Source organism: Enterobacter cloacae complex sp. P24RS, from assembly GCF_014982165.1.
In the GTDB taxonomy this organism is placed as follows: Bacteria; Pseudomonadota; Gammaproteobacteria; order Enterobacterales; family Enterobacteriaceae; genus Enterobacter; species Enterobacter quasihormaechei.
Window position 1 is genome coordinate 1 of record NZ_JADCKU010000011.1, and the last position, 25,152, is coordinate 25,152.

Sequence of the window (25,152 nt, forward strand, 5' to 3'; positions counted from 1 at the left end):
TCGTCATTTTTGTATAAGATAAATAACTATTACATTTAAATGTCATTGCCTAAAAATAAAAAAAAGGGGCAATGAAATTGCCCCGTAATATAGCTCAGGCGGTTGAATACGCCTACTGCCATTAATGTTATATGCGCTTATTTTGACCAGTAAGCGGCTTTTGCCTTCTGCAATTTTTCATACGCATTCAGCAGCGACTGATGCGCCGGGAAGGCTTTCAGATCGCTGTCAACCGCTTGCAGGCCATAGAACGGCTCTTCACCGCTCAGTGCCGCGCTGGCAGCTTCAACAGCATCTGCACCGTACATGCGGACAAAGGCGTTCAGATACTGCAATGGCTCGCGCTCGTCTTCCTGAGAAAGCAGAAGCAGCGTTTGCAGGCAACGGTAATAGTTAGTGCGCTCGGCGGAGAAGACGGACTGGTTAAACTCCATCGTCCACTCGGTCCAGGCCAGAGCCTGATCCAGATCGCCGCCCGCCAGCGCCAGCATCGCTTTCAGTTCGCCAATGCGCAGCGTGTACCAGCCGTTATCTTTTCCGGTTGCCAGACCCAGCAGCTCACGTACGCGGGTGAAATCATCGTGACCTTCGTCGTCCAGCTGGGCGATCAGGTTCAGATAATCTTCCTTTTCCCACTCGCTGCCCGGCAGGGCCAGCAGGGTTTCACGCAGATGTGCGCCCATGCTGTTGTTCGCCAGCCACAGATCTTCTGCCGGGTAAATGTCGGACATGCCCGGTACAATGATACGGCACGCGTAAACGCCAAGGTGTTCATAGTCGGCAATATAGACTTCCTGATCCTCCGCGTTGAAGATCGCCATCAGCGTGGCGAACTCTTCTTCCGTCGTACCGGCAAAGCTCCAGTCCACGAACGGATAGTCCGCGTCCTGCTTGAACATATCCCAGGAGATCAAACCGCTGGAGTCGATAAAGTGCGTTTCGAGGTTGGTGTGCTCGGCGACCTCTTCATCATCAAAGGTCGGCGGCGTAAACACGTCGAGATCTTTCAGGCTACGACCTTGCAGCAGTTCGGTCACGGTACGCTCCAGCGCCACGCCGAAGTCAGGGTGCGCGCCGAAGGAGGCGAAGCAGGTGCCGTTGGCCGGGTTGAACAGCACTACGCAGATAACCGGATATTTGCCGCCCAGAGAACCGTCGTAGGCAAAGATTGGGAAACCTTCCGCTTCCAGTTTGGCGATGGATTCCACCACGCCCGGGTAGCGGGCCAGCACGTCAGCCGGGATCTCCGGCAGGCTGATGGATTCTGCAATAATGCGGTTTTTGATGTGACGTTCGAAAACTTCAGACAGCCCCTGCACGCGTGCTTCGTTGCGGGTGTTACCGGCGGACATGCCGTTAGACACGTACAGGTTGCCAACGATATTCATCGGAATATACACGGTCTGCTCATCAGACTGGCGGGTGAACGGCAGGGCGCAGATCCCACGTTCCTCATTGCCGGATTGCAGGTCGATCAGCATGCTGGCGGTCAGTTCGTTTTCCGGATCGTAGAACGCACGCAGACGCGCATCCAGAATACCTTCCGGCAGTTCATCGTCCTCGGTCAGCGGGAACCATTTTTCATTCGGGTAGTGAACGAACGGACCGTTGGCGATGGTGTCGCCCAGCCAGAAGTCGGCGAAGAAGTAGTTGGTCGACAGACGTTCAAAATACTCACCCAGCGCAGAGGCCAGCGCCGCTTTTTTGGTTGCGCCTTTACCGTTGGTAAAGCACAGCGCACAGTCTTTGTCGCGAATATGCACGGACCAGACGTGAGGCACCGGATTCAGCCAGGAGGCTTCTTCGATATTAAAGCCCAGGTCGGTCAGTTTCTGCTGGAAGCGAGCGATGGAATCTTCCAGAGCGGCGTCTTTGCCGGGGATAAACGTTTGAGTCATGGCGTTCACTTTTATCGTACGTAAAGCGCGCAATGATACGGGTTTTGCGTGACGGGTGCTATCTCCGGCGAAAATAAATGGCTGGGCTATGCTTATAAGCAGTAACCTACTGTTAAGGCATAGAAAAATGAAAGCATTTGATCTCCAGCGGATGGCGTTTGATAAAGTTCCCCCCGAGTTTTTAGGTGAAGTGGCGCTGCGCAGCTTCTACACCTTTGTTCTCGTCTTCCTGTTTCTGAAAATCACCGGACGCCGCGGCGTCCGGCAGATGTCGTTGTTTGAGGTGCTGATCATCCTGACGCTGGGGTCGGCGGCGGGGGACGTTGCCTTTTATGACGATGTGCCTATGGTGCCGGTCTTTGTCGTCTTCGTGACGCTCGCGCTGCTCTACCGGCTGGTCATGTGGCTGATGTCGAAAAGCGAAAAGCTGGAAGATCTGTTCGAAGGGAAACCGGTGGTGATTGTCGAAGAGGGTCAACTGGCCTGGGAGAACGTGCAACGCGCCAATATGACGGAGTTTGAGTTCTTCATGGAGCTTCGCATCAGCAGCGTTGAACAGCTGGGGCAGGTGCGTCTGGCGATTATGGAAACGAACGGTCAAATCAGCATTTATTACTATCCCGACGATGAGGTCAGGCCCGGGCTGTGCATCCTGCCGGATATGCTCATCGAGCGATACAAAACCGTACCTGAGGCGGGCGAGTATGCCTGCATAAAATGTAGCCACGTGGTGGGCATGCAGGCGGGCGATCATCAATTATGTCCTCGCTGTGCGAATCCAGAATGGACGAAGGTTAGCCGGGCTAAGCGCATTACCTGACAGCGATTTTGTCGGTTTTGTGACAACGGTACGGCAGATTGTTTTGTGTGACGAGGGACACATTTCTCCGGCCATAAGTTTTAGACATTGCGGCGCGTGTCACTGAATGATAAAACCGATATCCACAGTTATAACTTATGGCTTTTAGCGTGGTGAGGGGAAATGGCTCAAGTCTTTAATTTCAGTTCAGGTCCGGCAATGTTACCGGCAGACGTGCTTAAACAGGCTCAACAGGAACTTTGTGACTGGAACGGTCTGGGTACGTCGGTGATGGAAATCAGCCACCGGGGTAAAGCGTTTATTCAGGTGGCGGAAGAGGCAGAAAAGGATTTTCGCGATCTGCTGAACATTCCCTCGAACTACAAAGTATTGTTCTGTCACGGCGGTGGACGCGGCCAGTTTGCGGGTATCCCGCTTAATCTGCTGGGCGACAAAACCACTGCTGATTACGTCGATGCCGGCTACTGGGCAGCCAGTGCGGTAAAAGAAGCGCACAAATACTGCACGCCGAATGTCATCGATGCCAAAATCACCGTCGACGGCCTGCGCGCCGTGAAGCCGATGAGCGAGTGGCAGCTGTCTGACAACGCCGCGTATCTCCACTATTGCCCGAACGAAACCATCGACGGCATCGCCATTCACGAAGAGCCAGACTTTGGCGACAATGTCATTGTGACGGCGGACCTCTCTTCAACCATTCTGTCCACCCCGCTGGACGTCAGCCGCTACGGCGTCATTTACGCAGGTGCTCAGAAAAACATCGGTCCTGCGGGGCTGACAATTGTCATCGTCCGTGAAGACCTGCTGGGGAAAGCCCATAAGTCCTGCCCGTCAATCCTGGATTACACCGTCCTGAATGACAACGACTCCATGTTCAACACCCCACCTACGTTTGCCTGGTATCTCTCCGGCCTGGTCTTCAAATGGCTGAAGCAAAACGGCGGCGTGGCGCAGATGGACAAGATCAATCAGCAGAAAGCCGAACTGCTGTATGGCACGATCGACAAGAGCGATTTCTACCGTAACGATGTGGCGAAAGCTAACCGTTCGCGCATGAACGTACCGTTCCAGTTGGCAGACAGCAGCCTGGACAGCGTATTCCTGGAAGAGTCGTTCGCGGCGGGTCTGCACGCGCTGAAAGGCCATCGCGTGGTTGGCGGGATGCGTGCCTCTATCTATAACGCCATGCCGCTGGAAGGCGTTAAAGCCCTGACCGATTTCATGATCGACTTCGAACGTCGTCACGGTTAACGGGCTGTTTTTCACCCCCGCAGCGTTGCTGCGGGGTTTTTATTATGTTGAGTTGAGAGTTGAGTTTCATGGAATCCCTGACGTTACAACCTATCGCGCGGGTAGATGGCACCATTAATCTGCCTGGTTCAAAAAGTGTCTCGAACCGCGCTCTGCTGCTGGCAGCTCTGGCACACGGCACCACCGTCCTCACCAACCTGCTGGACAGCGATGACGTGCGCCATATGCTCAATGCGCTGAAAGCGTTGGGAGTTCATTATACGCTGTCCGACGATCGTACCCGTTGTGAAGTCACCGGTAACGGCGGCGCGTTACGTTCTGCTGAAGCGCTGGAGCTTTTCCTGGGTAACGCCGGTACGGCAATGCGTCCTCTGGCCGCAGCGCTGTGTCTGGGGAACAACAATATTGTGCTGACCGGTGAGCCGCGAATGAAAGAGCGCCCGATCGGCCATCTGGTGGATGCCCTGCGTCAGGGCGGCGCGCAGATTGATTATCTTGAGCAGGAAAATTACCCGCCACTGCGTCTGCGCGGTGGATTTACCGGGGGTAACGTTGAGGTGGACGGTAGCGTCTCCAGTCAGTTCCTGACCGCGCTGCTGATGACCGCACCGCTGGCCCCACAGGATACCGTTATCAGCATTAAAGGCGACCTGGTCTCTAAGCCGTACATTGATATCACCCTGCACCTGATGAATACCTTCGGCGTTGAGGTGGAAAACCAGTCTTACCAGCGCTTCGTGGTTCGCGGTGGACAGCAGTATCAGTCTCCGGGTCAGTACCTTGTCGAAGGCGACGCGTCATCGGCCTCTTACTTCCTGGCCGCGGGCGCGATCAAGGGCGGTACCGTCAAGGTGACCGGGATTGGCCGCAACAGCGTGCAGGGCGATATCCGTTTTGCCGACGTACTGGAAAAAATGGGCGCGGTGGTGACCTGGGGCGATGACTTCATCGCCTGTACCCACGGTGAGCTGAACGCTATCGATATGGACATGAACCACATTCCTGATGCGGCGATGACTATTGCCACCGCTGCGCTGTTTGCGAAAGGCACCACCACGCTGCGGAACATTTACAACTGGCGCGTAAAAGAGACGGACCGCCTGTTCGCAATGGCAACCGAGCTGCGTAAAGTGGGGGCGGAGGTCGAAGAGGGCGAAGACTACATTCGCGTCACGCCGCCGGCAAAACTGCAATTTGCAGAAATTGGCACCTACAACGATCACCGCATGGCGATGTGTTTCTCGCTGGTGGCGCTGTCGGATACGCCGGTCACTATCCTCGATCCGAAATGTACGGCAAAGACCTTCCCGGACTACTTCGAGCAGCTGGCGCGCATTAGCACCCTGGCCTGATGATCTTATGCCGCATCACCCGATGCGGCATTTCCTTACGCTTTCTGACAGTCATCCTCTTTCATTTCTTCTACACTCTGCTTCAATCATTTCGGAATTTGCACGCAAAGTTAACAGTTGCGCACGTTGGCGCGTATAATGCGCGGCGTTCATGTTAACGGTATGCCTTAATTAAGGAGAAAAAGATGACGGCAATTGCCCCGGTAATCACCATTGATGGGCCGAGTGGCGCAGGGAAAGGTACTCTGTGCAAAGCGATGGCGGAAGCATTGCAATGGCATCTTTTAGATTCGGGAGCAATCTATCGCGTGCTGGCGCTGGCTGCGCTGCATCATCATGTGGATGTTGCGTCCGAGGAAGCGCTGGTACCGCTGGCTGCGCATCTGGATGTGCGCTTTGTCTCTACTGATGGCAACCTTGAAGTGATCCTGGAAGGGGAAGATGTCAGTGCTGAAATTCGCACGCAGGAAGTGGCCAATGCGGCTTCTCAGGTGGCGGCTTTCCCTCGCGTTCGCGAGGCGCTGTTACGTCGCCAGCGTGGTTTCCGTGAAGCGCCGGGGCTGATCGCCGACGGCCGCGACATGGGAACCGTGGTATTCCCTGATGCGCCAGTGAAAATTTTCCTTGACGCCTCTTCGGAAGAACGTGCTCAACGCCGTATGCTTCAGTTGCAGGAAAAGGGGTTTAGTGTTAACTTTGATCGCCTTTTATCCGAGATAAAAGAGCGCGATGACCGCGATCGTAACCGCGCCGTCGCACCGCTTGTTCCCGCAGAAGATGCATTAGTGCTGGATTCTACCAGTTTAACTATTGAGCAAGTGATTGAAAAAGCGCTACAATATGCGCGCCAAAAACTGGCACTCGCGTAATCGCGACCGATTTAGCAGTACCCCCGCTGCAATGGATTGACGGCGGGTATGTGAAACAACCCCATCCGGCACGGAGCCAGGTGGACGTTAATATTAACCTGAAGATTAAACATGACTGAATCTTTTGCTCAACTGTTTGAAGAATCCTTAAAAGAAATCGAAACCCGTCCGGGTTCCATCGTTCGTGGTGTTGTTGTTGCTATCGACAAAGACGTAGTACTGGTTGACGCCGGTCTGAAATCTGAGTCTGCCATCCCGGCTGAGCAGTTCAAAAACGCCCAGGGCGAGCTGGAAATCCAGGTAGGGGACGAAGTTGACGTTGCTCTGGACGCAGTAGAAGACGGCTTCGGCGAAACCCTGCTGTCTCGTGAGAAAGCTAAACGTCACGAAGCATGGATCACGCTGGAGAAAGCTTACGAAGAAGCTGAAACTGTGGTCGGTGTTATCAACGGCAAAGTTAAAGGTGGCTTCACTGTTGAGCTGAATGGTATTCGTGCGTTCCTGCCAGGTTCACTGGTAGACGTTCGTCCAGTCCGTGACACCCTGCACCTCGAAGGCAAAGAGCTTGAGTTCAAAGTAATCAAGCTGGACCAGAAGCGTAACAACGTTGTTGTTTCCCGTCGTGCCGTTATCGAATCCGAAAACAGCGCAGAACGCGATCAACTGCTGGAAAACCTGCAGGAAGGCATGGAAGTCAAAGGTATCGTTAAGAACCTCACTGACTACGGCGCATTCGTTGACCTGGGCGGCGTTGATGGCCTGCTGCACATCACCGACATGGCGTGGAAACGCGTTAAGCACCCAAGCGAAATCGTGAACGTGGGCGACGAAATCACTGTTAAAGTGCTGAAGTTCGACCGCGAGCGTACTCGTGTATCCCTCGGCCTGAAACAGCTGGGCGAAGATCCATGGGTAGCTATCGCTAAGCGTTACCCAGAAGGGACTAAACTGACTGGTCGCGTGACCAACCTGACTGACTACGGCTGCTTCGTTGAAATCGAAGAAGGCGTTGAAGGTCTGGTGCACGTTTCCGAAATGGACTGGACCAACAAAAACATCCACCCATCCAAAGTTGTTAACGTTGGTGATGTAGTGGAAGTGATGGTTCTGGATATCGACGAAGAACGTCGTCGTATCTCCCTGGGCCTGAAGCAGTGCAAAAACAACCCATGGCAGCAGTTCGCGGAAACCCACAACAAGGGCGACCGTGTTGAAGGTAAAATCAAGTCTATCACTGACTTCGGTATCTTCATCGGCCTGGACGGCGGCATCGATGGCCTGGTTCACCTGTCTGACATCTCCTGGAACGTTGCAGGCGAAGAAGCAGTTCGTGAATACAAAAAAGGCGACGAAATCGCAGCAGTTGTTCTGCAAGTTGACGCAGAGCGTGAGCGTATCTCCCTGGGCGTTAAACAGCTCGCAGAAGATCCGTTCAACAACTGGGTTGCACTGAACAAGAAAGGCGCAATCGTAAACGGTAAAGTGACTGCTGTTGACGCGAAAGGCGCAACCGTAGAACTGGCTGACGGCGTTGAAGGTTACCTGCGCGCTTCCGAAGCTTCACGTGACCGCGTTGAAGATGCAACTCTGGTTCTGAGCGTTGGCGACGACGTTGAAGCTAAGTTCACCGGTGTTGACCGTAAGAACCGTGCAATCAGCCTGTCTGTTCGTGCTAAAGACGAAGCTGATGAGAAAGATGCAATCGCAACTGTTAACAAACAGGAAGATGCAAACTTCTCTAACAACGCAATGGCTGAAGCTTTCAAAGCAGCTAAAGGCGAGTAAGTTCAGGTTCGCACCATCATTTGAGCTGTAACGCATTTACAGCGCGAAGGATGGAGAGCAGACTTGACAGATTGCAGGATTCGTCCTGTAATCAATAACAAAGGGCGGCTACGGCCGCCCTTGTTTAATGAGCTGTTCAGCTAATTGGTTTGAAAGGAACCGGAGGAATCATGACCAAGTCAGAATTGATTGAAAGACTTGCCAGTCAGCAACCGCATATCCCTGCTAAGGCTGTGGAAGATGCCGTTAAAGAGATGCTGGAGCATATGGCTACCACTCTTGCCCAGGGCGAGCGCATTGAAATCCGCGGTTTCGGTAGTTTTTCTCTGCACTATCGTGCACCACGTACCGGGCGTAACCCGAAGACTGGCGATAAAGTGGAGCTGGAAGGAAAGTATGTTCCGCACTTTAAGCCGGGTAAAGAGCTGCGCGATCGCGCCAATATTTACGGCAACTGAGTTTAATCATCAGGGTTAAACTGAGTTTAAAGAAAGCACCTTAGGGTGCTTTTTTTGTCTCTCGCCTCTGCGTTTCTGAATACGCGCCGCATTCTCAGCTTCTCTTTTCTGCAAGTACTTAAAAACGTTGCAGCGCTCGCTGTAAATCACGCCTTTTCTGTCTGACGACGCGCCAGCCCCGCCGCATAATCACCTGAAACATGGAGGTGAAGATGGGGATCCACGTCATCAGTATCTGCGCCATTCTGGCCATAATCCCGCTCTATTGGTTACCCGTTTTGCCCGATTTGCAGACTGTCTGGATGCTGATTGCAGCAGGAATTGCGTTATCGTTGCGGCAAAAAAAGTGGCTTACGTTTTCAGGCCTCACAGTGCTCTTTTTGTGCTGGGGATTTCTGGCCGCTCAGGAGAGCGTGTGGCCGATGAACCATTTAACGAAAGGCCCGCAGCAGGCCGAGGTAGTCATTACCGCAACGGACGGCGCAACGATGCATCAGGGAAAGATTGTCAGCCTCAATGGCGAACGCGTATGGGCTAACATGGGCGTGGCGCTGTATGGCAACTACTTGCCGCAAAATGTCTGCGTCGGCCAACGCTGGGCGATGACCCTGCGGCTCAGGGCAGTACACGGAGAGCTCAACGATGGCGGCTATGATTCGCAGAAAAATGCCTTCGCCCGACACCAGACGCTGAGCGGACGGTTTACCCATGCGGCAATCGTTGACGAACGCTGTAGCCTGCGTTCGCAATACCTGACGTCGCTACAGAATACGCTTTCCGCATATCAGTGGGGGTCCGTGATCCTGGGGCTGGGGATGGGAGAGCGCCTGTCGGTCTCGCGGGAGATAAAAAACCTGATGCGTGAGACCGGAACGATGCATCTCATGGCCATTTCGGGACTGCATATTGCGCTGGCAGCTTCTGCTGTCTGGCTACTGGCTCGGGGCATCCAGTTTTTCCTGCCGGGCCGCTGGATTATCTGGCAAATGCCCCTGCTGGCAGGTCTGCTCTTTGCCGCGTTTTACGCGTGGCTTACGGGATTGCAGCCGCCTGCGCTGCGCACGGTTATCGCGCTTGTGGTGCTGGCCGCATTAAAAATGAGCGGTCGCCAGTGGTCGCCCTGGCAGGTCTGGCTTACCTGCGTGGCGGCGATCCTGATTTTCGATCCTCTGGCGGTGCTGTCACAAAGCCTGGCGTTATCCGCGTTTGCGGTCGCCGCGCTTATTTTTTGGTATCAGTGGTTGCCTCTTCCATCCTGGCAACGGAGTCGTGGCCTGCGGCCGCTGGCGACGCTAGTGTATTTGCAGGTCGGAATGCTGCTGCTTCTGTTGCCGCTTCAGGTCCTGATTTTCCATGGTTTCAGTGTATCCTCGCTGGTGGCGAACCTGTTTGCCGTTCCTCTGGTCACCTTTATTTCAGTTCCTCTTATCCTGCTCGGCATGTTTCTGCATCTGTTTCCGGTCGCTGCGCTGGAAAGTATCGTCTGGCTGGCTGCGGATAAATCTCTGGCAGGGCTTTTCTGGCTGTTGATGCGTTTACCAGATGGCTGGCAGGACGTTGATGAGCGCTGGCAATACCTGACGTTACTGCCGTGGCTGCTGATTATTGGCTGGCGATTCAGGGCTTTCAGCGCAGTTCCCGCCGTCTGTCTGGCAGGCAGCGTGGTGCTGGCATTTCCACTCTGGCACAGGGATAAAACCGATAGCTGGTCACTGCATATGCTTGATGTAGGGCAGGGGCTGGCGATGGTCATTGAGCGTCACGGTAAGGCTATTCTGTATGACACCGGGCTGGCGTGGCCCGGTGGTGACAGCGCGCAACAGCTGATTATCCCCTGGCTACGCTGGCATCATCTGAGCCCGGAAGGGGTGATCCTGAGCCATGAACACCTCGATCACGCGGGGGGACTGGCATCGCTAAAAACCGCCTGGCCCGCAATGTGGATCAGGAGCCCTTTGGCCTGGGCCGGGCATCTTCCCTGCTTTCGTGGGCAGCAATGGCAGTGGCAGGGGCTAACGTTCACCGCGCACTGGCCGCCAGAAAACACCGCTGTGAAGGGTAACAACCGCTCCTGCGTGGTAAAAATTGATGACGGCGAACAGAGTGTTTTACTGACCGGAGATATTGAAGCGCAGGCAGAGCTGGGAATGCTGAGCCACCGCTGGCGTCAACTTGCGTCTACACTGATTCAGGTGCCGCATCATGGAAGTAACACGTCATCCTCAACGCCGCTGCTACAGCGCGTTGAGGGGCAGGTTTCGCTGGCCTCAATGGCCCGCTATAACGCATGGCGTTTCCCTTCCAAAAAAGTGGTCCGGCGCTATCGAACTGAGGGATATCAGTGGCTTGATACCCCTCAGTCAGGGCAGATATCTGTGACGTTTTCGCACCATAGTCGGCACATTCGCCGCTTACGTGAACACTATTTACCGCGTTGGTATCATCAGTGGTTTGGCGCGCCCGTAGATAACGGGTAGAATATGCGGCTATTTCAACAAATGCTGGTTTTTTGAATGCATAACGACAAAGATCTCTCCACGTGGCAAACGTTCCGCCGGCTCTGGCCGATGATTGCTCCTTTCAAAGCAGGCTTGATCGTGGCGGGCGTAGCGTTAATCCTCAACGCAGCCAGCGATACGTTTATGTTATCGCTCCTCAAACCGTTACTGGATGACGGTTTTGGTAAAACGGATCGTTCAGTGCTGCTATGGATGCCGCTGGTGGTTATTGGGCTGATGATCTTACGCGGAATCTCCAGCTATGTATCCAGCTACTGCATCTCCTGGGTATCCGGCAAAGTGGTGATGACCATGCGCCGTCGGCTGTTCAGCCATATGATGGGAATGCCCGTCTCTTTCTTTGACAAACAGTCAACCGGTACGCTGCTGTCACGTATTACCTACGATTCAGAGCAGGTGGCATCATCGTCGTCCAGCGCACTGATTACCGTTGTGCGTGAGGGGGCATCCATCATCGGTCTGTTTGCGATGATGTTCTATTACAGCTGGCAGCTGTCGCTCATCCTTATTGTGCTGGCGCCGATTGTCTCCATCGCTATCCGCGTGGTGTCCAAGCGTTTTCGCAACATCAGTAAAAATATGCAGAATACGATGGGGCAGGTTACTACCAGCGCCGAGCAGATGCTGAAAGGCCATAAAGAAGTGTTGATTTTCGGCGGTCAGGGAGTCGAAACCAAACGCTTTGACAAGGTCAGCAACAGAATGCGTCTGCAAGGGATGAAAATGGTATCGGCCTCGTCGATTTCCGATCCGATCATTCAGCTGATTGCCTCTTTGGCACTGGCCTTTGTTCTGTATGCCGCAAGCTTCCCGAGCGTCATGGAGACCCTGACTGCGGGTACCATTACCGTGGTGTTCTCATCCATGATTGCGCTGATGCGTCCGCTGAAATCGCTGACCAACGTCAACGCCCAGTTCCAGCGCGGGATGGCAGCCTGCCAGACGCTGTTCAGCATCCTCGATTCCGAACAGGAAAAAGATGAAGGTACACGCGTGATCGAACGTGCTAAAGGCGACCTGGAGTTCCGTAACGTCACCTTTACTTATCCAGGCCGCGAAGTGCCGGCACTGCGTGATATCAGCCTATCCATTCCGGCGGGTAAAACCGTTGCGCTGGTGGGGCGTTCCGGTTCGGGCAAGTCGACCATTGCCAGCCTGATTACCCGTTTCTACGACATCGACCAGGGCGAGATCCTGCTGGATGGCCACGACCTGCGGGAATATACCCTACAGTCGCTGCGTAACCAGGTCGCGCTGGTATCGCAGAATGTGCATCTGTTCAACGATACGGTGGCAAACAACATTGCGTATGCCCGTACCGAAGAGTACAGCCGTGAAGAGATTGAAAACGCGGCGCGCATGGCCTATGCAATGGACTTTATTAACAAAATGGATAATGGTCTGGATACGATCATTGGCGAAAACGGCGTGCTGCTCTCCGGTGGTCAGCGTCAACGTATCGCGATTGCCCGTGCGCTGCTGCGCAACAGCCCGATTCTGATCCTGGATGAAGCGACATCCGCACTGGATACGGAATCTGAACGCGCTATCCAGTCGGCTCTGGATGAATTGCAGAAAAACCGTACTTCGCTGGTTATCGCGCACCGTCTGTCGACAATCGAACAGGCTGACGAAATCGTGGTGGTGGAAGACGGCGTTATCGTTGAACGCGGCAGCCATGCGGACCTGCTGGAACAGCGTGGTGTTTACGCGCAGCTCCATAAAATGCAGTTCGGTCAATGATTGCACGCATCTGGTCGGGTGAATCCCCTCTGTGGGTGCTGCTTCTCCCGCTCTCCTGGCTGTATGGCCTGGTGAGCGGTGCTATTCGTCTGCTTTACCGCCTCGGGATCAAGCGCGCCTGGCGCGCACCGGTACCGGTGGTGGTGGTCGGTAACCTGACAGCAGGTGGAAACGGCAAAACCCCGGTGGTGATCTGGCTGGTAGAACAGCTCCAGAAGCGCGGTATCCGCGCGGGCGTGGTCTCACGCGGTTACGGCGGTAAAGCGGCTCAGTATCCTCTGGTGCTGAGGCCGGACACGACAACCGCTGAAGCCGGTGATGAGCCAGTACTGATTTACCAGCGCACGGGTGCGCCGGTTGCGGTATCGCCGGTGCGCAGTGGTGCCGTGAAGGCACTGCTTGCGCAGCATAGCGTACAAATCATTATTACCGATGATGGCTTGCAGCATTATGCACTGGCGCGTGACAAAGAGATCGTGGTTATTGACGGCGTGCGGCGTTTTGGCAACGGCTGGTGGCTGCCAGCCGGTCCAATGCGTGAGCGTGCGTCGCGCCTGAAGAGCGTTGATGCTGTGATTGTAAACGGCGGTGAAGCCAAAGCGGGCGAGATCCCGATGCATCTTCGTCCCGGACAGGCAGTGAATATGCTGACCGGTGAGCGTAAAGACGTCGCGCAGCTGGATCGTCTGGTTGCGATGGCCGGGATTGGTCATCCTCCGCGTTTTTTCGCGACGCTGGAGCAGTGTGGCGCAAGGCTTGAAAAACGGGTGCCGCTGGCCGATCACCAGGCGCTGGTGGCCGACGAGGTCGACAGGCTGGCAGCACCGGGGCAGACGCTAATCATGACGGAAAAAGACGCGGTAAAATGCCGGGCCTTTGCGAAAGAAAACTGGTGGTATCTGCCGGTTGACGCTGAACTCAGCGGTGAACAGCCGGAACATTTGCTCAGGGAACTGCTCGCGTTAGTGCAGTAACTTCAACGCGGTTCCGGTGGCGCTTTGACTGACAGGAAAACGCATGTCTCTACCGCAACTCTCACTTGCAGCCGCACGTAACCTGCATCTTGCCGCTCAGGGGCTGTTGAAAAAGCCCCGCCGTCGCGCGCAGCCAGCCGATATCCTCTCTACCGTGCAACACATGTCGTTGCTGCAAATCGACACCATTAACATCGTGGCGCGTAGCCCGTATCTCGTCCTGTTTAGCCGCCTGGGAAACTATCCACCACAATGGCTGGATGATGCGCTGCGTCAGGGCGAACTGATGGAATACTGGGCGCATGAAGCCTGTTTTCTCCCGCGCAGCGATTTTGCGCTGGTGCGTCACCGAATGCTCGCCCCGGACAAAATGGGCTGGAAATACCGTCAGGCGTGGATGGTGGAACACGCGGCTGAAATAGAGCAGTTGATTGCCCATATTCATGAAAACGGCCCGGTACGCTCCGCGGATTTTCAGCACCCGCGAAAAGGCGCAAGCGGATGGTGGGAGTGGAAACCGCACAAGCGCCATCTGGAAGGGCTGTTTACGTCGGGCAAAGTGATGGTGGTTGAGCGCCGCAACTTTCAGCGCGTCTATGACCTTACGCAACGCGTTATGCCGCACTGGGACGATACGCGCGATCTGCTGTCTCAGGACGCAGCCGAAGCCGTTATGCTCGAGAACAGCGCCCGCAGCCTGGGCATATTTCGACCACAGTGGCTGGCGGACTATTATCGCCTGCGTCAGCCGCAGCTCAAACCGCTGCTGGAAACGTGGCAGCGCCAACAGCGCGTCTTGCCGGTCTCGGTAGCGTCGCTAGGTGATATGTGGCTGCATGCGGATTTGTTCCCGCTGCTGCCTCAGGCGCTTGAGGGAAAGCCACAGGCAACGCACAGCACCGTGCTGTCGCCGTTCGATCCGGTTGTCTGGGACAGAAAGCGGGCCGGGCAGCTGTTTAATTTTAATTACCGTCTGGAATGCTACACCCCGGCACCAAAGCGTCAGTACGGTTATTTTGTTTTGCCGCTGCTGCATAAAGGCCAGCTGGTCGGGCGCATGGACGCTAAAATGCACCGTAAAACCGGCATGCTTGAAATTATCGCCCTCTGGCTTGAAGAGGGCATAAAGGTGACGGCTGGACTGGAAAAAGGATTAACGACCGCGCTCAGTGACTTTGCGCGCTGGCAGGGGGCGCACAACATTGTACTGGGCCGCGTGCCTGCGGGGCTGTTTACGGCCTGTCGAGGTGGCTGGGAAACAGACACTCCCTGAAAAGGGAATATGATAAGCTTTATGGATTACCCATACGGAGGAACTATGGATCACCGTTTACTTGAAATTATTGCCTGCCCGGTGTGCAACGGCAAACTGTACTACAGCCAGGATAAACAAGAGCTGATTTGCAAACTGGACAGCCTGGCGTTCCCGCTGCGTGACGGTATTCCGGTCCTGCTGGAAAACGAAGCCCGTTCGATGGTGGCAGAAGAGAGCAAACCATGAGTTTTGTTGTCATCATCCCTGCGCGTTATGCTTCAACGCGCCTGCCGGGTAAACCGCTGGTGGATATCAACGGTAAGCCGATGATTGTGCATGTCCTTGAACGGGCGCGCGAATCGGGGGCTGGTCGCGTTATTGTCGCTACCGATCACCCGGACGTTGCGCGTGCGGTTGAGGCCGCGGGTGGGGAAGTATGCATGACCCGTGCCGACCATCAGTCAGGCACCGAGCGCCTGGCGGAAGTCGTCGAAAAATGCGGTTTCAGCGACGAGACGGTGATTGTAAACGTGCAGGGCGATGAGCCGATGATCCCGGCGGCAATTATCCGTCAGGTGGCCGACAATCTGGCCCAGCGTCAGGTCGGCATGGCGACACTTGCGGTGCCGATTCACCACGCAGAAGAGGCGTTCAATCCGAATGCGGTGAAGGTTGTCATGGATGCCGAGGGCTACGCGCTCTATTTCTCCCGCGCCACCATTCCGTGGGATCGCGATCGTTTCGCGCAGTCGAAAGAGACGATCGGCGAAACCTTCCTGCGCCATATCGGTATTTACGGCTACCGCGCCGGCTTTATTCGCCGCTATGTCGCCTGGGCGCCAAGCCCGCTGGAGCATATCGAAATGCTCGAACAGCTTCGCGTGCTGTGGTACGGCGAGAAAATTCACGTTGCGGTAGCCCAGGAAGTCCCTGGTACCGGCGTGGATACGCCTGAAGATCTTGAGCGCGTACGCGTCGAAATGCGTTAATTCGCAGCCATCCCCTCATTCTGAGGGGATGTTCTTCTCCCTTTTCTTTTTCATTATTGATCTCGACCGGGTGACATCCGGGTTTCGCACGCTCATTATAAAAGCAGTAGTCTTAATGGGGGTAATCTCATATGGAACAACTGCGTGCTGAACTGAGCCATCTCCTTGGCGAAAAGCTAAGCCGGGTGGAGTGCGTAAATGAAAAGCCTGATACCGCGCTCTGGGCGTTGTATGACAGTCAGGGAAACCCCATGCCGCTGATGGCCAGAAGTTTTAGCTCGCCGGGCGTCGCCAGACAGCTGGCCTGGAAAACGTCGATGCTGGCGCGGGAAGGAACGGTCCGTATGCCAACGGTTTACGGCGTCATGACCCATGAGGAGCATCCCGGCCCGGATGTTCTGCTGATTGAGCGTTTACACGGGGTTTCTGTAGAAGCCCCGACGCGGACGCCGGCGCGCTGGGAGCAGTTGAAGGATCAGATTGTCGAAGCCCTGCTTGGCTGGCACCGGCACGACAGCCGCGGTCTGGTTGGCGCGGTAGACAGCACCCAGGAAAACCTCTGGCCGCTGTGGTATCGCCAGCGCGTTGAAGTGCTGTGGGGCACGCTCAACCAATTCAACAACACCGGTTTGACGATGCAGGACAAACGCATCCTGTTCCGCACCCGGGAATGTCTGCCCGCGCTGTTTGAGGGTTTTAACGACAACTGTGTGCTGATTCATGGCAACTTCACGCTGCGCAGCATGCTAAAAGACTCGCGCAGCGATCAGCTTCTGGCGATGGTCGGACCGGGGATAATGCTCTGGGCGCCGCGCGAGTACGAGCTGTTCAGGCTGAGCGAGGGCGGGGCCGCGGAAGAGTTGCTCTGGCATTATCTTCAGCGCGCCCCCGTTGCGGAAGCTTTTCTCTGGCGGCGCTGGCTCTATCTGCTCTGGGATGAGGTGGCGCAGCTGGTCAACACCGGGCGCTTCAATCGCGCCAGTTTCGATCTTGCCGCAACGTCACTCTTGCCCTGGCTTGCCTGACGAACCCTTGAGCCACTGCCACAGGCGGCCAAGCGTCTCGTAGCCGACGCGGTCGCTGTGCATCAGCCATACCGGGGACGGGATTATCCGTTCCCACGGGTTGAGCGGGGCGTCAATGGCCAGCTGGTTTGCCGGAGCAGGAAGCGGATGCAGACCCTGCTTCTCAAAGAAAATCATTGCGCGTGGCAGGTGTGAAGCAGAGGTCACCAGCAGGAACGGCACGTCACCGATAGCCTGTTTCACCGCCGCCGCCTCTTCTTCAGTATCTTTTGGGCTATCCAGCGTGATGATGTCGGAACGCGGTACGCCAAGCGATTCAGCCACTCTTGCCCCTGCTTCAGCGGTGCTGACCGGGTTGGTTTTTGCCGCAGCGCCCGTGAAGATCATCTTCGATCCCGGGTTGGCAAGCCACAGGCGGATCCCCTCGTTCAGGCGCGGCAGGCTGTTGTTGATCAGGTTTGAGCTGGGGGCCCAGTCAGGGTCCCAGGTATACCCGCCGCCCAGCACCACGATGTAGTCCACCTTCTGGTTTCCCTGCCACGTCGGGTAGGTGTTCTCTATCGGGCGTAATAAACCGTCGGCGACCGGTTGCAGGCTGAGCAACAGCAGCGCCAGCCAGCCCGCGGTGACGAGAGATTTACCGCTTTTCTGAAAGCGGCTAAACCATATCAATCCCAGCCCCAGGGCGATGACGAGCAGCAGCAGGGGAAGGGGAAGCATCATGCCTCCGATATATTTTTTTAGGGTAAAAAGCATCCTTTTTGGTTCCTTTTTTAACCATACAGCAGGTGATTGCTCGTGATATTACACCAGAGTGGTTCATTCTCCGCGCGGGTGTGACAAAATAGCGGTTTTGCAGTGAGTGGAACCCTCCCAATGCGGGATCGCAATTTTGATGACATCGCGGAAAAGTTTTCGCGCAACATTTATGGCACCACCAAAGGTCAGCTTCGTCAGACGATCCTCTGGCAGGATCTGGACAAGCTGCTGGCGGAATTCGGTGACCGACAGTTGCGCGTGCTGGATGCCGGCGGTGGGGAAGGTCAGACTGCAATTCTGATGGCGCAGCGGGGGCATCACGTCACGCTGTGCGATCTTTCTGCCGAGATGGTTGCGCGCGCCGAGCGAGCGGCAGAAGAGAAAGGTGTGAGCGACAACATGCATTTTATACATTGCGCCGCTCAGGACATTCCGCAGCATTTGGAAACGCAGGTTGATCTGATATTGTTTCATGCTGTGCTCGAATGGGTCGCCGAACCGCAGGCGATGTTAAAAACGCTGTGGTCGATGTTGCGCCCGGGCGGTGCGTTATCGCTGATGTTCTACAACGCCAACGGCCTGCTGATGCGAAACGTGCTGGTGGGCAATTTTGGCTACGTACAGCAGGGCATGTATAAAAAGAAACGACGCACGCTGTCACCGGATTTCCCCCGTGAACCGCAGCAGGTCTATGGCTGGCTGGAGGAGATCGGCTGGGAAATTACCGGCAAAACCGGCGTGAGGGTGTTTCATGATTATCTGCGTGATAAACAAAAACAGGACGACTGTTTAGACGCCTTAACAGAAATAGAGACGCGGTACTGCCGCCAGGAGCCTTACCTGAGCCTTGGTCGCTATATCCACGTCACCGCGCGCAAGCCGCAGATGCAAGGATAATCTATGAGTGAATTTTCCCAGACAGTCCCCGAACTGGTTGCCTGGGCCAGGAAAAACGATTTCTCCATCTCGCTGCCGGTAGACAGACTCTCTTTCCTGCTGGCGGTTGCGACGCTGAACGGCGAACGCCTGGATGGCGAAATGAGTGAAGGCGAACTGGTGGACGCGTTCCGCCACGTCAGTGATGCGTTTGAGCAAACCAGCGAAACCATTAGCGTGCGTGCCAATAACGCAATCAATGATATGGTGCGTCAACGTCTGCTGAACCGCTTTACCAGCGAGCAGGCGGAAGGAAACGCCATCTATCGTCTGACGCCACTGGGCATTGGCATTACCGATTACTACATCCGCCAGCGCGAATTTTCCACGCTGCGTCTCTCCATGCAGCTCTCCATTGTTGCAGGCGAGCTGAAGCGTGCCGCCGACGCGGCCGATGAAAACGGTGACGAGTTCCACTGGCACCGCAACGTTTACGCGCCGCTGAAATACTCGGTCGCTGAGATTTTCGACAGTATCGATCTGACTCAACGTCTGATGGACGAACAGCAGCAGCAGGTGAAAGATGATATTGCCCAGCTGCTGAATAAAGACTGGCGCGCGGCCATTTCCAGCTGTGAACTCTTACTGTCAGAAACGTCCGGTACGCTGCGTGAGTTGCAGGATACGCTGGAGGCGGCGGGGGACAAGCTACAGGCCAACCTGCTGCGCATCCAGGACGCGACGCTGGCGCACGACGATCTGCATTTTATCGACCGTCTGGTGTTCGATCTGCAAAGCAAGCTTGACCGCATTATCAGCTGGGGCCAGCAGTCGATCGACCTGTGGATCGGGTACGATCGCCACGTGCATAAATTTATCCGTACCGCTATCGATATGGATAAGAACCGCGTCTTTGCTCAGCGTCTGCGCCAGTCGGTACAGACCTACTTTGACGCGCCGTGGGCGCTGACCTACGCCAATGCCGATCGTCTGCTGGATATGCGCGACGAAGAGATGGCGCTGCGCGATGAAGAGGTCACCGGTGAACTGCCGCCGGATCTGGAATACGAAGAATTTAACGAAATTCGCGAGCAGCTTGCGGCGATGATCGAAGAACAGCTCGCTGTCTACAAAACCAGACAAGCGCCGCTGGATCTTGGCCTCGTGGTGCGCGACTATCTGGCGCAGTATCCGCGAGCCCGCCACTTCGATGTAGCCCGCATTGTTGTAGACCATGCGGTGCGCCTGGGCATCGCACAAGCCGATTTCACCGGACTGCCGCCGAAGTGGCAGCCGATTAACGATTACGGAGCCAAGGTACAGGCGCATGTCATTGACAAATATTGAAAACGTGATGCCAGTTAAGCTGGCACAGGCGCTGGCAAATCCGTTGTTTCCGGCGCTGGACAGCCAGCTGCGTGCCGGTCGTCACATTGGCCTTGACGAGCTGGATAATCACGCCTTTTTGATGGACTTCCAGGAGTATCTGGAAGAGTTCTACGCTCGCTATAACGTTGAGCTGATCCGCGCGCCGGAAGGGTTTTTCTACCTGCGCCCGCGCTCTACCACGCTTATTCCGCGCTCGGTGCTTTCCGAACTGGACATGATGGTTGGCAAAATTCTCTGCTACCTCTACCTCAGCCCGGAACGTCTGGCCAATGAAGGGATCTTCACCCAGCAGGAGCTTTACGATGAGCTGCTGTCGCTGGCGGATGAAAGCAAGCTCCTGAAGCTGGTAAACAACCGTTCGACGGGGTCCGATCTGGACCGTCAGAAATTACAGGAAAAAGTACGTTCCTCCCTCAACCGCCTGCGCCGTCTGGGGATGGTGTGGTTCATGGGCCACGACAGCAGCAAATTCCGCATCACCGAATCGGTCTTCCGCTTTGGCGCCGACGTGCGCGCGGGTGACGATGCGCGTGAAGCGCAGCTGCGCATGATCCGTGACGGTGAAGCGATGCCGGTGGAAAACCATTTGCAGCTCAATGACGAGCATGAAGAGAATCAGCCGGATAGCGGGGAGGAAGAGTAATGATTGAACGCGGTAAATTTCGCTCACTAACGCTGATCAACTGGAACGGCTTCTTTGCCCGAACCTTCGATCTGGATGAGCTGGTGACAACGCTCTCCGGCGGTAACGGGGCGGGTAAATCCACCACCATGGCGGCCTTCGTCACGGCGCTGATCCCTGACCTGACCCTGCTGCACTTCCGTAATACCACCGAAGCCGGCGCAACGAGCGGCTCTCGTGATAAAGGTCTGCACGGTAAGCTAAAAGCGGGCGTCTGTTATTCCGTGCTGGACGTGATCAACTCCCGTCATCAGCGCGTGGTTGTGGGCGTACGTCTGCAACAGGTTGCCGGCCGCGACCGTAAGGTGGATATCAAGCCGTTTGCGATCCAGGGGCTGCCAACCTCCGTGCAGCCGACCGCGCTGCTGACGGAAACCCTGAATGAACGCCAGGCGCGCGTCCTGACGCTCCAGGAGCTGAAGGACAAGCTGGAAGCCATCGAAGGCGTGCAGTTTAAGCAGTTTAACTCCATCACCGACTACCACTCCCTGATGTTCGATCTCGGCGTGGTTGCCCGTCGACTGCGCAGCGCGTCAGATCGTAGTAAATACTACCGTCTGATTGAAGCCTCCCTGTACGGCGGTATCTCCAGCGCCATTACCCGCTCCCTGCGCGACTACCTGCTGCCGGAAAACAGCGGCGTGCGTAAGGCCTTCCAGGATATGGAAGCTGCGCTGCGTGAAAACCGCATGACGCTGGAAGCAATTCGCGTTACGCAGTCTGACCGCGACCTGTTTAAGCACCTGATCAGCGAAGCCACCAACTACGTGGCGGCGGATTACATGCGTCACGCCAACGAGCGCCGCATTCATCTCGATCAGGCGCTGGAGTACCGCCGCGAGCTGTTTACCTCCCGTAAACAGCTGGTGGCCGAGCAGTATAAGCATGTCGAAATGGCGCGCGAGCTGGGCGAGCACAACGGTGCAGAAGGGGATCTGGAAGCCGATTACCAGGCCGCCAGCGATCATCTGAACCTGGTGCAGACCGCGCTCCGTCAGCAGGAAAAAATCGAGCGCTATGAAGCCGATCTTGACGAGCTGCAAATTCGTCTTGAAGAACAAAATGAAGTGGTGGCCGAAGCCGCCGATTTGCAGGAAGAGAACGAAGCCCGCGCTGAAGCCGCCGAGCTGGAAGTGGATGAGCTGAAAAGCCAGCTCGCGGATTACCAGCAGGCGCTGGACGTGCAGCAGACGCGTGCGATCCAGTACAACCAGGCGCTACAGGCGTTGCAGCGCGCCAAAGAGCTGTGCCACCTGCCGGACCTGACCCCGGAAAGCGCTGATGAATGGCTGGATACCTTCCAGGCCAAAGAGCAGGAAGCCACCGAAAAACTGCTTTCTCTCGATCAGAAAATGAGCGTGGCGCAAACCGCGCACAGCCAGTTTGAGCAGGCGTACCAGCTGGTGGTGGCGATCAACGGTCCGCTCGCGCGTAACGAAGCGTGGGACGTTGCCCGCGAACTGCTGCGCGATGGCGTCAATCAGCGCCATCTGGCCGAGCAGGTGCAGCCGCTGCGCATGCGCCTCAACGAGCTGGAACAGCGTCTGCGCGAACAGCAGGAAGCCGAGCGTCTGCTGGCGGAGTTCTGCAAACGGCAGGGTAAACGTTACGATTTTGACGAGCTTGAGGCCCTGCATCAGGAGCTGGAAGCGCGTATTGCGGCCCTGTCCGATACCGTATCAAATGCCAGCGAACAGCGTATGACGCTGCGTCAGGAGCTGGAACAGCTTCAGTCCCGTTCGAAGACGCTCTTGCAGCGTGCGCCGATCTGGCTGGCCGCACAAAGCAGCCTGAACCAGCTTAGCGAACAGTGTGGCCAGGAGTTTGCGTCCAGCCAGGACGTCACCGAATACATGCAACAGCTGCTGGAGCGCGAGCGCGAAGCGATTGTTGAGCGTGACGAAGTGGGCGCGCGCAAGCGTGACGTCGATGAAGAGATCGAGCGTTTAAGCCAGCCCGGTGGCTCTGAAGATCCGCGCCTGAATGCCTTAGCCGAGCGCTTCGGCGGCGTTCTGCTGTCTGAGATTTATGACGACGTTGGCCTGGACGATGCGCCGTACTTCTCCGCGCTGTACGGTCCGTCCCGTAACGCGATTGTGGTGCCGGACCTGTCGCTGATTTCTGACCAGCTTGCAGGGCTGGAAGACTGTCCGGAAGATCTCTACCTCATCGAAGGGGATCCGCAGTCGTTTGATGACAGCGTATTCAGCGTCGACGAGCTGGAAAAAGCGGTGGTGGTGAAAATCGCCGATCGCCAGTGGCGCTACTCGCGCTTCCCGGAACTGCCGCTGTTTGGCCGCGCCGCGCGTGAAAGCCGCATTGAAAGCCTGCACGCCGAGCGCGAAACGCTTTCCGAACGATTCGCGACCCTCTCGTTTGACGTGCAGAAAACCCAGCGTCTGCATCAGGCCTTCAGCCGCTTTATCGGCAGCCATCTGGGCGTGGCCTTTGAGCCCGATCCGGAAGCCGAAATTCGCAAGCTCAACACCCGCCGCGGTGAGCTGGAGCGCGCGCTGGCCAGCCATGAAAATGACAACCAGCAGAGCCGCGTCCAGTTCGAGCAGGCGAAAGAGGGCGTTGCGGCGCTTAACCGCATCCTGCCGCGCCTGAACCTGCTGGCGGACGATACGCTCGCCGACCGCGTGGATGAAATTCAGGAACGACTGGACGAGGCGCAGGAAGCCGCGCGCTTTGTGCAGCAGCACGGCAATCAGCTGGCGAAGCTGGAGCCGATGGTTTCCGTTCTCCAGAGCGACCCGGAACAGTTTGAGCAGTTAAAAGAGGATTACGCCTGGTCACAGCAGGTGCAGCGCGAAGCGCGTCAGCAGGCCTTTGCCCTGACGGAAGTGGTGCAACGTCGCGCGCACTTCGGCTACTCCGATTCAGCAGAAATGCTGAGCGGGAACAGCGATCTTAATGAAAAGCTGCGCCAGCGCCTTGAGCAGGCGGAAGCAGAACGTACGCGCGCGCGCGAAGCGATGCGTACTCACGCCGCACAGCTGAGCCAGTACAGCCAGGTGATGGCGTCGTTGAAAAGCTCCTTCGACACCAAAAAAGAGCTGTTAAACGACCTGCATAAAGAGTTGCAGGACATTGGCGTGCGCGCCGACAGCGGTGCAGAAGAGCGGGCACGTATTCGCCGCGATGAGCTGCATGCGCAGCTCAGCAACAACCGTGCGCGTCGTAACCAGCTGGAAAAAGCGCTGACCTTCTGTGAAGCGGAGATGGACAACCTGACGCGTCGCCTGCGCAAGCTGGAACGTGACTATCACGAGATGCGCGAGCAGGTTGTGACCGCGAAGGCGGGCTGGTGCGCGGTCATGCGCATGGTGAAAGACAATAACGTGGAGCGTCGTCTGCACCGCCGCGAGCTGGCGTATCTGTCGGCCGATGAACTGCGTTCTATGTCGGATAAGGCGCTGGGCGCGCTGCGTCTGGCGGTGGCGGATAACGAACACCTGCGCGACGTGCTGCGCATGTCCGAAGATCCGAAGCGTCCAGAGCGCAAAATTCAGTTCTTCGTGGCGGTGTATCAGCACTTACGCGAGCGTATTCGTCAGGACATCATCCGTACCGACGATCCGGTTGAAGCGATCGAACAGATGGAGATCGAGCTGGGCCGTCTGACGGAAGAGCTGACCTCCCGCGAGCAGAAGCTGGCAATCAGTTCCCGCAGCGTGGCGAATATTATTCGTAAAACCATTCAGCGCGAGCAGAACCGTATCCGTCAGCTGAACCAGGGCCTGCAAAGCGTGTCGTTTGGCCAGGTCAACAGCGTGCGTCTGAACGTGAACGTGCGCGAGGCGCACTCCACGCTGCTGGACGTGCTGTCTGAACAGCACGAGCAGCATCAGGATCTGTTCAACAGCAACCGCCTGACCTTCTCTGAAGCGCTGGCGAAGCTGTATCAGCGTCTGAATCCGCAGATTGACATGGGCCAGCGCACACCGCAAACCATCGGCGAGGAGCTGCTGGACTACCGCAACTACCTGGAAATGGAGGTTGAGGTTAACCGTGGCTCTGACGGCTGGCTGCGCGCGGAATCCGGCGCGCTCTCCACCGGTGAAGCCATCGGTACCGGTATGTCGATTCTGGTGATGGTGGTGCAGAGCTGGGAAGATGAAGCGCGTCGTCTGCGCGGCAAAGACATCTCCCCATGCCGCCTGCTGTTCCTTGATGAAGCGGCGCGTCTCGATGCCCGCTCCATCGCCACGCTGTTTGAGCTTTGCGATCGTCTTGATATGCAGCTCATTATCGCGGCGCCGGAAAACATCAGTCCGGAAAAAGGGACGACCTATAAGCTGGTGCGTAAGGTGTTTCAGAACACCGAGCACGTGCACGTTGTTGGCCTGCGCGGCTTCGCACCGCAGCCGCCGGAATCCTTACCCGGCACGGCTGACGCCTCGTAAGGCGGCTCAGACAAAAGGCGGCGCGTATGCGCCGCTTTTTTTATTCACTTAACTTGTGTTCAGGGCTGCGTTATCTTTAAACTTCTTTACATAAGGTAA

At 56.2% G+C, this 25,152-nt stretch carries 19 protein-coding genes; 17 read left to right on the top strand and 2 right to left on the bottom strand.

What is annotated here, in order from left to right; translation table 11 throughout:
- Positions 1-137 precede the first annotated feature (137 nt).
- The gene (gene ycaO / locus INF58_RS12900) at positions 138-1,898 is read right to left on the bottom strand and encodes a 30S ribosomal protein S12 methylthiotransferase accessory factor YcaO (protein ID WP_193032545.1); all 1,761 of its coding nucleotides are present in this window, start codon (positions 1,896-1,898) and stop codon (positions 138-140) included.
- 127 nt (positions 1,899-2,025) lie between these two features.
- Between ycaO and INF58_RS12905 the strand changes: the two genes are divergently transcribed.
- The 13 genes from INF58_RS12905 to INF58_RS12965 all read left to right on the top strand — a co-directional run bounded on the left by INF58_RS12905 (position 2,026) and on the right by INF58_RS12965 (position 16,938).
- On the top strand, positions 2,026-2,718 hold the full coding sequence (locus tag INF58_RS12905; protein ID WP_193527825.1) for a DUF421 domain-containing protein: 693 nt from the start codon (positions 2,026-2,028) through the stop codon (positions 2,716-2,718).
- Between the two features lie 162 nt (positions 2,719-2,880).
- Positions 2,881-3,969 carry a 3-phosphoserine/phosphohydroxythreonine transaminase gene (gene serC, locus INF58_RS12910; RefSeq protein WP_063866274.1) on the top strand — a complete coding sequence of 363 codons (1,089 nt, stop codon included), beginning with the start codon at positions 2,881-2,883 and terminating at the stop codon, positions 3,967-3,969.
- A gap of 68 nt (positions 3,970-4,037) precedes the next feature.
- A complete protein-coding gene (aroA, locus tag INF58_RS12915; protein ID WP_107535052.1) occupies positions 4,038-5,321 on the top strand; it encodes a 3-phosphoshikimate 1-carboxyvinyltransferase in 1,284 nt (427 codons plus the stop codon).
- Between the two features lie 185 nt (positions 5,322-5,506).
- Complete coding sequence (gene cmk, locus INF58_RS12920) at positions 5,507-6,190, top strand: (d)CMP kinase (protein ID WP_131638111.1); 684 nt, start codon at positions 5,507-5,509, stop codon at positions 6,188-6,190.
- 111 nt (positions 6,191-6,301) lie between these two features.
- Entirely contained in the window at positions 6,302-7,975 is a 1,674-nt protein-coding gene (gene rpsA, locus INF58_RS12925) for a 30S ribosomal protein S1 (RefSeq protein ID WP_003858235.1), read from the top strand.
- 170 nt (positions 7,976-8,145) lie between these two features.
- Positions 8,146-8,433, top strand: coding sequence for an integration host factor subunit beta (ihfB, locus tag INF58_RS12930; RefSeq protein ID WP_003858233.1), 288 nt, complete (start codon positions 8,146-8,148; stop codon positions 8,431-8,433).
- Positions 8,434-8,645: 212 nt separating this feature from the next.
- Positions 8,646-10,910, top strand: a complete 2,265-nt coding sequence (locus INF58_RS12935) for a ComEC family protein (RefSeq protein ID WP_193527826.1) — start codon at positions 8,646-8,648, stop codon at positions 10,908-10,910.
- Positions 10,911-10,946: 36 nt separating this feature from the next.
- Positions 10,947-12,695, top strand: a complete 1,749-nt coding sequence (gene msbA, locus INF58_RS12940) for a lipid A ABC transporter ATP-binding protein/permease MsbA (RefSeq protein ID WP_063449163.1) — start codon at positions 10,947-10,949, stop codon at positions 12,693-12,695.
- Complete coding sequence (gene lpxK / locus INF58_RS12945) at positions 12,692-13,669, top strand: tetraacyldisaccharide 4'-kinase (protein ID WP_193527827.1); 978 nt, start codon at positions 12,692-12,694, stop codon at positions 13,667-13,669. Before msbA ends, lpxK begins: the two co-directional genes overlap by 4 nt.
- Before the next feature lie 43 nt (positions 13,670-13,712).
- The gene (locus INF58_RS12950; RefSeq protein WP_193527828.1) at positions 13,713-14,942 is read left to right on the top strand and encodes a winged helix-turn-helix domain-containing protein; all 1,230 of its coding nucleotides are present in this window, start codon (positions 13,713-13,715) and stop codon (positions 14,940-14,942) included.
- A gap of 45 nt (positions 14,943-14,987) precedes the next feature.
- Entirely contained in the window at positions 14,988-15,170 is a 183-nt protein-coding gene (gene ycaR / locus INF58_RS12955; protein ID WP_193527829.1) for a protein YcaR, read from the top strand.
- Positions 15,167-15,913, top strand: a complete 747-nt coding sequence (gene kdsB, locus INF58_RS12960; RefSeq protein ID WP_063449160.1) for a 3-deoxy-manno-octulosonate cytidylyltransferase — start codon at positions 15,167-15,169, stop codon at positions 15,911-15,913. The genes ycaR and kdsB overlap by 4 nt, the downstream gene beginning before the upstream one ends.
- A gap of 131 nt (positions 15,914-16,044) precedes the next feature.
- Positions 16,045-16,938 (top strand): YcbJ family phosphotransferase, encoded by an 894-nt coding sequence (locus INF58_RS12965; RefSeq protein WP_193527830.1) that lies wholly within the window; start codon positions 16,045-16,047, stop codon positions 16,936-16,938.
- On the opposite strand, the gene elyC is transcribed toward INF58_RS12965, so the two are convergent.
- Positions 16,915-17,694, bottom strand: coding sequence for an envelope biogenesis factor ElyC (gene elyC / locus INF58_RS12970; protein ID WP_107535057.1), 780 nt, complete (start codon positions 17,692-17,694; stop codon positions 16,915-16,917). The genes INF58_RS12965 and elyC overlap by 24 nt on opposite strands.
- Before the next feature lie 120 nt (positions 17,695-17,814).
- Between elyC and cmoM the strand changes: the two genes are divergently transcribed.
- From cmoM to mukB, 4 genes are read left to right on the top strand one after another with little or no spacing between them, the layout of a single operon-like run.
- Complete coding sequence (gene cmoM, locus INF58_RS12975) at positions 17,815-18,594, top strand: tRNA uridine 5-oxyacetic acid(34) methyltransferase CmoM (protein ID WP_063449157.1); 780 nt, start codon at positions 17,815-17,817, stop codon at positions 18,592-18,594.
- Positions 18,595-18,597: 3 nt separating this feature from the next.
- Positions 18,598-19,920 carry a chromosome partition protein MukF gene (gene mukF / locus INF58_RS12980; RefSeq protein WP_193527831.1) on the top strand — a complete coding sequence of 441 codons (1,323 nt, stop codon included), beginning with the start codon at positions 18,598-18,600 and terminating at the stop codon, positions 19,918-19,920.
- Positions 19,901-20,605 (top strand): chromosome partition protein MukE, encoded by a 705-nt coding sequence (gene mukE / locus INF58_RS12985; RefSeq protein WP_049132609.1) that lies wholly within the window; start codon positions 19,901-19,903, stop codon positions 20,603-20,605. Before mukF ends, mukE begins: the two co-directional genes overlap by 20 nt.
- Positions 20,605-25,053 carry a chromosome partition protein MukB gene (gene mukB, locus INF58_RS12990; protein ID WP_063866284.1) on the top strand — a complete coding sequence of 1,483 codons (4,449 nt, stop codon included), beginning with the start codon at positions 20,605-20,607 and terminating at the stop codon, positions 25,051-25,053. Before mukE ends, mukB begins: the two co-directional genes overlap by 1 nt.
- Positions 25,054-25,152: the final 99 nt, after the last annotated feature.